General features: G+C 73.7%; 8 protein-coding genes. 4 read left to right on the forward strand and 4 right to left on the reverse strand.

Annotated elements, in window-relative coordinates; translation table 11 throughout:
• Positions 1-2501: phosphoenolpyruvate carboxylase (gene ppc / locus VGB14_08065; protein HEX9992864.1), on the forward strand; the 2501-nt coding region annotated here is incomplete at its 5' end.
• Here ppc and VGB14_08070 read toward each other — a convergent pair.
• The 4 genes from VGB14_08070 to dnaK are packed head-to-tail and all read right to left on the reverse strand — an operon-like array spanning position 2498 to position 6467.
• Complete coding sequence (locus tag VGB14_08070; GenBank protein ID HEX9992865.1) at positions 2498-2875, reverse strand: MerR family transcriptional regulator; 378 nt, start codon at positions 2873-2875, stop codon at positions 2498-2500. The two genes, ppc and VGB14_08070, sit on opposite strands and share 4 nt — an antisense overlap.
• Positions 2876-2880: 5 nt before the next feature.
• Complete coding sequence (dnaJ, locus tag VGB14_08075; GenBank protein HEX9992866.1) at positions 2881-4002, reverse strand: molecular chaperone DnaJ; 1122 nt, start codon at positions 4000-4002, stop codon at positions 2881-2883.
• Between the two features lie 12 nt (positions 4003-4014).
• Positions 4015-4614 carry a nucleotide exchange factor GrpE gene (gene grpE, locus VGB14_08080; protein ID HEX9992867.1) on the reverse strand — a complete coding sequence of 200 codons (600 nt, stop codon included), beginning with the start codon at positions 4612-4614 and terminating at the stop codon, positions 4015-4017.
• The gene (dnaK, locus tag VGB14_08085) at positions 4614-6467 is read right to left on the reverse strand and encodes a molecular chaperone DnaK (GenBank protein ID HEX9992868.1); all 1854 of its coding nucleotides are present in this window, start codon (positions 6465-6467) and stop codon (positions 4614-4616) included. The genes grpE and dnaK overlap by 1 nt, the downstream gene beginning before the upstream one ends.
• Positions 6468-6567: 100 nt before the next feature.
• Here dnaK and VGB14_08090 point away from each other — a divergent pair, with 100 nt between their 5' ends.
• From VGB14_08090 to VGB14_08100, 3 genes are all read left to right on the forward strand, one after another.
• Complete coding sequence (locus tag VGB14_08090) at positions 6568-7476, forward strand: ABC transporter ATP-binding protein (protein HEX9992869.1); 909 nt, start codon at positions 6568-6570, stop codon at positions 7474-7476.
• Positions 7476-8363, forward strand: coding sequence for a hypothetical protein (locus VGB14_08095; protein ID HEX9992870.1), 888 nt, complete (start codon positions 7476-7478; stop codon positions 8361-8363). The genes VGB14_08090 and VGB14_08095 overlap by 1 nt, the downstream gene beginning before the upstream one ends.
• Positions 8363-9017: ABC transporter ATP-binding protein (locus VGB14_08100; GenBank protein ID HEX9992871.1), on the forward strand; the 655-nt coding region annotated here is incomplete at its 3' end. The genes VGB14_08095 and VGB14_08100, both read left to right, overlap by 1 nt.

Consider the following 9017-nt stretch of genomic DNA (forward strand, 5'->3'; position numbering starts at 1 on the left):
TCGTCCGGGCCTTCACCACGTTCTTCCACCTCGCCAACACCGCCGAGCAGGTCCACCGGTGGCGGGTGCTGCGGCGCCGGCGCGAGGCCGAGGGCGGGTGGCTGGAGCGGGCCGTCGAGGGGATCCTCGCCGCCGGCACCGACCCGGCGACGGTGGCCGCCGCCGTCGGGCGCCTCCGCGTCCAGCCCGTGTTCACGGCCCACCCCACCGAGGCGGCCCGGCGCTCGACCCTGTCGAAGCTGCGCCGGATCGCCGACGTGCTGGAGGACCCGGTGCGGTCCGCCGACGACCGGGAGCTCGCCGCCCTCGTCGACCTGCTCTGGCAGACCGACGAGCTGCGGGTCAACCGCCCCGACCCGATCGACGAGGCCCGCTCGACCGTCTACTACCTCGACCAGCTGGCGACGGGGCCGGTGCCGGCCCTGCTCGCCGACCTCGCCGACCGCCTCGCCGGGCTCGGCGTCGAGCTGGCGCCGACAGTGCGGCCCCTGCGCTTCGGGACCTGGACGGGCGGCGACCGCGACGGCAACCCCAGGGTCTCGCCCGAGGTGACCGACGCCGTGCTCGTCCTCCAGCACGAGTACGGCGTGCGGCTGGCCGTCGACCTGGTCGACGAGCTCATCGAGGAGCTGTCGATGTCGAGCCGGCTGGTGCCGCCGTCGGAGGCACTGACCGAGGACCTGCGGCGCGACCTCGAGCTGCTCCCCGAGGTGGACGAGCGCTTCCGGCGGCTGAACGCCGAGGAGCCCTACCGGCTGAAGCTGACCTGCATCCGGGCCCGGCTCCTCAACACCCGCCGGCGCCTGGCCACCGGCGGGCGCCACGAGCCCGGCCGCGACTACCTCGGCGCCGCCGAGCTGGTCGCCGAGCTCGTGGCGCTGCGCGACGCGGTCGTGGCCGCGAGGGGGGACCGCATCGCCGCCGGCAGCCTCGACCGGGCCATCCGCACGGCGTCGACGTTCGGGCTGCACCTCGCCACCATGGACGTGCGCGAGCACGCCCAGCGCCACCACGACGCCCTGGCCGTGCTGTTCGACCGGCTCGGCGAGCTGCGCCACCCCTACGGCGACCTGTCCCGGCGGGAGCGGGTGGCGCTGCTCACCCGGGAGCTCGCCGGCCGGCGGCCCCTCGCCCCCGTGCCGCCGCCGCTCACGGACCAGGCGGCGCGGACGTTCGCCGTGTTCTCGACCGTCCGCGACGCGCTCGACCGCTTCGGCGACGAGGTCGTCGAGTCGTACGTGATCTCGATGACCAAGGGCGTGGACGACGTGCTCGCCGCCGTCGTCCTGGCCAGGGAGGCCGGCCTGGTCGACCTCGACGCCGGGGTGGCGAGGATCGGCTTCGTCCCCCTCCTCGAGAGCCTGGCCGAGCTGCGGGCCGCCGACGCCTTCCTCGACGACCTGCTGACCGTGCCCGCCTACCGGCGGCTCGTGACCCTGCGGGGCGACGTGCAGGAGGTGATGCTCGGCTACAGCGACTCGAACAAGGAGGCCGGCATCGCCGCCAGCCAGTGGGAGATCCACCGGGCCTCCCGCCGGCTGCGCGACGTCGCCGCCCGCCACGGCGTGGCCCTGCGGCTGTTCCACGGCCGGGGCGGGTCGGTCGGGCGGGGCGGCGGCCCGGCCCACGACGCCGTCCTCGCCCAGCCGTCCGGCGTGGTCGACGGGGAGATCAAGCTCACCGAGCAGGGCGAGGTCATCTCCGACAAGTACGCGCTCCCCGCCCTCGCCAGGGAGAACCTCGAGCTGCTGGTGGCGGCCACGCTCGAGGCGACGGTCCTGCACCGCTCGCCCCGCATGCCGGCCGGCACGCTGGCCCGCTGGGACGAGGTGATGGACACGGTGGCGGCCGCCGCCCACGCCGCCTACCGGGAGCTGGTCGACCACCCCGACCTGCCCGCCTACTTCACGGCGTCGACCCCGGTCGAGCAGCTGGGCGACCTCAACATCGGCTCCCGCCCGGTGCGCCGGCCCGGCGCCGACGCCGGGCTGTCGGACCTGCGGGCCATCCCGTGGGTGTTCGGCTGGACCCAGTCCCGCCAGATCGTGCCCGGCTGGTACGGGGTCGGCTCCGGGCTGGCCGCCGCCAGGGAGGCCGGGCTCGGCGACCTGCTGGCCGAGATGCACGCCGAGTGGCACTTCTTCCGCACGTTCCTGTCGAACGTCGAGATGACCCTCGCGAAGACGAACCTGCGGATCGCCCGCCACTACGTGACCTCCCTCGTCCCCGAGGCCAGGTGGCACCTGTTCGACCGGATCGTCGAGGAGCACGAGCGCAGCGTGCGGGAGGTGCTGGCCGTGACCGGCGAGGGCGCGCTGCTCGACTCGAACCCGCTGCTGCGGCGGACCTTCGAGGTGCGCGACCGCTACCTGGAGCCGCTGTCGTACCTCCAGGTGTCGCTCCTGCGCCGCCTCCGCGACGGCGCCGACGACCCCCGCCTCGCCCGCGCCCTGCTCTCCTCCGTCAACGGCGTGGCGGCCGGGATGCGCAACACCGGCTAGCGGCGGTCGCGCCTCGGCCGGAAGAGCTCGACGGCCTGGTTGATCGGGACGAGGTCGCGGCGGTACTGGCGGCGGACCTGCTCGACGGCCCGGTCCCGCTCGACCCTCGCCTCCTCCAGCTGGCGGCGCAGCTCGGCCACCTCGGCCTCGAGCTCGAGCACCATCTTCACCCCGGCCAGGTTCAGGCCCTCGTTGGTCAGGTCCTGGATGCGCCGCAGCTGGGCGATGTCCGCGTCGCTGTAGCGGCGGCTCCCTCCGCCCGTGCGGGCCGGCTCCACCAGGCCCTTGCGCTCGTAGATGCGCAGGGTCTGCGGGTGCACGCCGGCCAGCTCGGCGGCCACCGAGATCACGTAGACGGCAGTCGTGCGATCCATCATCGTCACACCCCGAGATGAGCGCGAGGCGACTCGCCGCTCGCCGCGGCCAGCGCCTCGACGGCCTTGCGCTCCGCCGCGGACAGGCGGGCCGGGACCGCGACCTCCACGGTCACCAGCAGGTCGCCCCGCCCGTTGCGGGCCGGCACCCCCCGGTCCTTCACCCGGAACGTCCGCCCGTTGCGGGTGCCGGGAGGCACCCGGATGGTCACGGGCGGGCCGTCGAGGGTCGGGACCTTGACGTCGGCGCCGAGGGCGGCCTCCGGGAACGTGATCGGCACGGTCACCGTGAGGTCGCTCCCCGAGCGCCCGAACAGCTCGTGCGAGGCCACCCGCACGACCACGAACAGGTCGCCGGGCGGGCCGCCGTTGCGGCCCGGGCCGCCCCGCTCCTTCAGCCGGATCCGCTGCCCGTCGGTCACGCCGGCCGGGACGCGGACCTTGACGGTCCTCGGCCGGCGCTCGGTGCCCGAGCCCCGGCACGTCGGGCACGGGTCCTCCACGACCATGCCGCGCCCGCCGCAGCGGGGGCACGGCTGGCTGAACGAGAACAGGCCCTGGTTCTCGTCGAGCACCCCCCGCCCGCCACAGCGGGGGCAGACCGCGGGCGCGGTGCCGGGGCGGGCCCCGGAGCCGCCGCAGGTCGAGCAGGCGGCCTCGCTCGTGAGGTTCACGCTGGTGGTGACGCCGTTGACGGCGTCGAGGAACGACAGGTGCAGCTCGGCCTCGAGGTCCTCGCCCCTGGCCGGCCCGGTGCGGGCGCCGCCGCGGCGGCGGGCCCCCCGGCCGAACAGGCCGCCGAAGAGGTCGCCGAGATCGCCCAGGTTCTCGGTGGTGAACGAGAACCCGCCGGGGCCGCCGCCCTGGCCCCCGCCGAAGCCGCCGAACCCGCCGACGGGGCCGAGGCGGCGGACCTCGTCGTACTCCTTCCGCCTGGCCTCGTCGCCCACGACGTCGTAGGCGGCCGAGATCTCCTTGAACCGCTCCTCGTTGCCGCCGGCCGCGTCCGGGTGGTACTGGCGGGCCAGCTTCCGGTAGGCGCGCGTGATCTCCTTCTGGGTGGCCGTCTCCGGCACACCCAGCACCGCGTAGTAGTCCTTCTCGAACCACTCCCGCTGTGGCGCCACGCCCGCGCCCCCTTACCCCTTGACCTTCACCATGGCCGGCCGGAGCAGCCGACCCTTCCAGGTGTAGCCCGTGCGCAGCACCTCGACCACGACGCTCTCCCCGCCCTCGCCGGGCTCGTGGATCACGGCCTCGTGGAGGTTCGGGTCGAACGGCTCGGCGCCGGGGTGCACGCGGGTGAGCCCCTCCTTCTCGAGGGTCCCGAGCAGCGCCGCGAACACCGGCTCGACGTCGCGGTGGCCGTGGTCGATGGCGCTCTCGCAGGCGTCGAGCACGGGCAGCAGCTTGTCGACGATGGACTCGGCGGCGCGGGCGACCTCGTCGGCCTGGCGGGCCATCACCCGCTTCTTGTAGTTCTCGAACTCGGCCCTGGTCCGCTGGTAGGCGTCGAGGTACTCGGCCCGCTCCTCGAGCAGGCGGGGCACGTCGACGTCGTCGGCGGTGGGCGGCGCCGGCACCTCGGAGAGCCCGTCCTCCGGCGGGCCGTCCGGCCCGGCCGGCCCGGTGTCGCCACCGGGCGCGGCCAGGTCGCCGGCCTCGTCGCCGTGCGGGCGCGGCGGCTCCTCCTGCGGCACCGCCGGCTCGGTGCCGAGATCCGGCTCGTGGGCGGTCATCAGGCCGACCTGCCCTCGCCCTCGTCGACGATCTCGGCGTCGACCACGTCGTCGTCACGGGCGCCCGTCCCCGGGCCGCCGGCGCCGTCGCCGTCCGCCCCGTGGCCGCCGCTCGCCGCCGCCTGCTCGTACAGCTTCTGGGTGAAGGCCTGGCTGGCGGTCATGAGGGCGTCGGTGGCCGAGCGGATGGCGCCGATGTCGCTGCCCGACAGGGCCGACTTCAGCTCCGACAGGCGGCTCTCCACCGCCGACTTCTCGTCGCCGGTGATCTTGTCGCCCTGCTCGCGCAGCACCTTCTCGGTCTGGTAGACGAGCGTGTCGGCGTTGTTGCGGACCTCCGCCTCCTCGCGGCGACGCCGGTCCTCCTCCGCGTGGGCCTCGGCGTCGCGGACCATCTTGTCGATGTCGTCCCTCGACAGCGACGACTGGCCGGTGATGGTCATCGACTGCTCCTTGCCGGTCGCCCGGTCCTTGGCCGACACGTGGACGATGCCGTTGGCGTCGATGTCGAAGGTGACCTCGATCTGGGGCACGCCGCGGGGGGCCGGGGGCAGGTCGACGAGCTGGAACTTGCCGAGGGTCTTGTTGAACTGGGCCATCTCCCGCTCGCCCTGGAGCACGTGGATCTCCACCGACGGCTGCATGTCCTCCGCCGTCGTGAACACCTCGGTGCGCCGGGTCGGGATCGTGGTGTTGCGCTCGATCAGGCGGGTCATCACGCCGCCCTTGGTCTCGATGCCGAGCGACAGCGGGGTGACGTCGAGCAGGAGGACGTCCTTCACCTCGCCCTTCAGCACGCCGGCCTGGATGGCGGCGCCGACGGCGACGACCTCGTCGGGGTTGACGCCCTTGTGGGGGTCCTTCCCGGTGAGGCTGCGGACGAGGTCGACGACGGCCGGCATCCTCGTGGAGCCGCCCACGAGGATGACGTGGTCGATCTGCTCCTTGGTGAGCCCGGCGTCCTTGATGGCCTGCTCGAACGGGCCCTTGCACCGGTCGAGGAGGTCGGCGGTGAGCTCCTGGAACTTCGCCCTGGTGAGGGTCTCGTCGAGGTGCAGCGCGCCCTCGGCGCCGGCGGTGATGTAGGGCAGGTTGATCTGGGTCTGCTGGACCGAGGAGAGCTCGATCTTGGCCTTCTCGGCCGCCTCCTTCAGCCGCTGCATCGCCATGTTGTCCTTCGACAGGTCGATGCCGTGGCCGTTCTTGAACGAGGTGACGAGCCAGTCGATGACCCGCTGGTCCCAGTCGTCGCCGCCGAGGCGGGTGTCGCCGTGGGTGGCCTTGACCTCGAACACGCCGTCGCCGATCTCGAGGATCGAGACGTCGAAGGTGCCGCCGCCCAGGTCGAACACGAGGATCGTCTGCTCGGCGCCCTCCTTGTCGAGGCCGTAGGCGAGGGCGGCCGCGGTCGGCTCGTTGATGATGCGCAGGACCTCGAGGCCGGCGACCTGCCCGGCCTCCTTGGTGGCGGTCCGCTGGGCGTCGTCGAAGTAGGCGGGGACGGTGATGACGGCCTGGGTGACCGTGTCGCCCAGGTAGGCCTCGGCGTCGCGCTTCAGTTTCTGGAGCGTGCGGGCGGAGATCTCCTGGGACTTGTAGGCCTTCCCGTCGATGTCGATCGTCCAGTTCGTCCCCATGTGCCGCTTGACCGAGCGGATCGTGCGGTTGGGGTTGGTGATCGCCTGGCGCTTGGCCACCTCGCCGACCAGCACCTCGCCGGTCTTCGAGAAGGCGACGACCGACGGGGTCGTGCGCGACCCCTCGGCGTTCGGGATGACGACCGGGTCTCCGGCCTCCAGGACGGCGACGACGGAGTTCGTGGTGCCGAGGTCGATACCGACGGCCTTGGGCATGGGCAGGGCTCCTCAGACGGGCTGCGATCTCTTTGTGGAGGGAACTCTAGAATCTTGAGTGCCACATTGACAACTTCCTCGCGGCCAGACTGATTCCGTCGTGGCCCCGCTGCTCCGCACCACCGCCCTCACTAAGCGCTACGGCCCGACGACCGCGCTCGACCGCCTCACCGTCGAGGTCCCGAGGGGCCGGGTCGGCCTCGTCGGGGCCAACGGGGCCGGCAAGACGACCCTGTTCCGGCTGCTCCTCGGCCAGACCCGGCCGACCGAGGGGACCGTCGAGGTCGTCGGCCACCCGGTGCTCGAGGACCCGGTCGGGGCCAGGGCCAGGCTCGGCTACATGCCCGAGCACGACTGCCTGCCGGTCGACCAGACCGCGGCCGACGTGGTCGCCACCCTCGGCGAGCTGTCCGGCCTGCCGGCCAGGGCCGCCCGCCAGCGGGCCTCCGACGTGCTCGACCTCGTCGGCCTGGACGAGAGCCGGTTCCGGCCGGTCGAGGGCTTCTCGACGGGCATGCGCCAGCGGGCCAAGCTGGCCCAGGCCCTCGTCGCCGACCCCGAGCTGGTCCTGCTCGACGAGCCGACGGCCGGGCTCGACCCCATCGGCCGGGAGGAGATGCTGGCCCTCGTGGCCCGGCTGGGCACGTTCGGGATCTCGGTGCTGATGGCCACCCACCTGCTCGACGACGTCCAGCAGGTGTGCGACCACGTGGTCATGCTCGACGCCGGCCACCTCGTCGTCGCCGGCCGCACCGAGGACCTGCTCGAGCGGACCGGCCTCGTCACCGTCGAGGTCGACCACGGCGCCGACGCGCTGGCCGCCGCCCTCGCCGCCCGGTCGCTGCCGGCCCGGCTGGTCGAGGGGGCCGTCGAGGTGGCGACGACGGCCGAGTCCGACCTCGACGCCATCCGCGACGCCGTCGCCGAGCTGGGCCTGCCGCTGAACCGGCTGTCGACCAGGCTCGGGTCCCTCGACGAGGTGTTCCTGCGCCGGGCGGGGACGGGCTGATGGCCCTCCCCGTCGGCGGCGCCGTCTACGACCGCGGCTACCGGCCCTACGACGGGCCGAGGGGCGGCCGGCGGGCCGCCGTCCTCGCCCTCTGGCGGGCCTCGATCCGCCGGGCCCTCGGCTTCCGGCGCCCGTGGCGCCAGAAGGTGGCGCCCTGGGCCCTGCTCGCCGTCACGTCCGTGCCGGCCGTCGTCAACGTGGGCATCGCCTACGTCACGAGGGACACGCCGGCCCAGGACTTCTCGTTCATCACCTACCGGGAGTACGTCGGGGTGTCGACGGCGCTGCTGCTGTTCGTCGCCCTCACCGCCCCGGACGTGCTCTGCCCCGACCGGCGCCAGCGGGTGCTGCCGGTCATCTTCGCCCGGCCGCTCACCGGCCCCGACTACGTGCTGGCCAAGCTGGCCGCCATCGCCACCATCCTGTTCGCGTTCGGCTTCCTGCCCCAGGTGGTGCTGTTCGTCGGCCAGATGCTGGTGAGCGACAGCTCCTTCGAGTACCTGCGCGACAACGCCGAGGTGCTGTGGAAGGTGCCGCTCGCCGTGGCCGTGCTGGCCGTCTACTACGCGGCGGTCGGGCTGGCCCTGGCCTCGCTCACGACCAGGCGGATCGTCGCCGGCGCCAGCCTCATCGGGCTGCTGCTCGTCACCTCCGCGGTCGCCGCCATCCTCACCGGGCCGGACGAGGAGGGCGCAGGCGCGTTCGTCAACCTGCTGGCCATGCCCCTCGCCGTGCGGGACGTGATCTTCCTCGGGGAGATGGCCTTCGACTCGCCGCTGTCGGGGGTGCCGGGCGCCGGCGCGTTCGCCACCGTCGAGACGGTCGCCGTGCTGGCCGTCGCCGTCGGCACCCTGCTGTGGCGCTACCGGTGGACGGAGACGTCGTAGTGGCCGACCCCGCCTTCGTCGGCGACGCCACCGTGGCGGCCACGGACGTGTCCGTGTGGTTCGGCCAGAAGGTGGCGCTGTCCGAGCTGTCGTGCTCGTTCGGGCCAGGGGTGACCGGGCTGCTCGGGCCGAACGGCGCCGGCAAGACCACCCTCATGCGGGCCATCACCGGGCTGATCGGCGTCAACTCCGGTGAGGTGCGGGTGGCCGGGCGCGACCCGCGGCGCGACCGGGAGGCCCAGCGCTGGATCGCGCTCGTCCCCGAGGACGAGGCCGTCCCCGAGGCGCTCACGGCCCGCCAGTTCGTGCACTACGTCGCCGACCTCCACCGGGTGGCCGAGCGGGAGGCGCCCGAGCAGGCGCTCGCCACCGTCGGGATGCTGGACGTCGCCGACCGCCGGGTGGGCGGGTTCAGCAAGGGCATGCGCCAGCGGACGAAGGTGGCGGCCGCGCTCGTCACCAACCCCCTCGTGCTCGTGCTCGACGAGCCGCTGAACGGCGCCGACCCCGTCCAGCGCAACAACCTCATCGGCCTGTTCCGCTGGCTCGGCTCGCAGGGCCGGACCGTGATCGTCAGCAGCCACGTGCTCCAGGAGGTGGAGCGGATGGCCGATCGGGTGGTCGTGCTCGTCCACGGCCGGCTGGCCGCGGCGG

The organism is Acidimicrobiales bacterium, assembly GCA_036399815.1.
GTDB lineage: Bacteria > Actinomycetota > Acidimicrobiia > Acidimicrobiales > DASWMK01 > DASWMK01.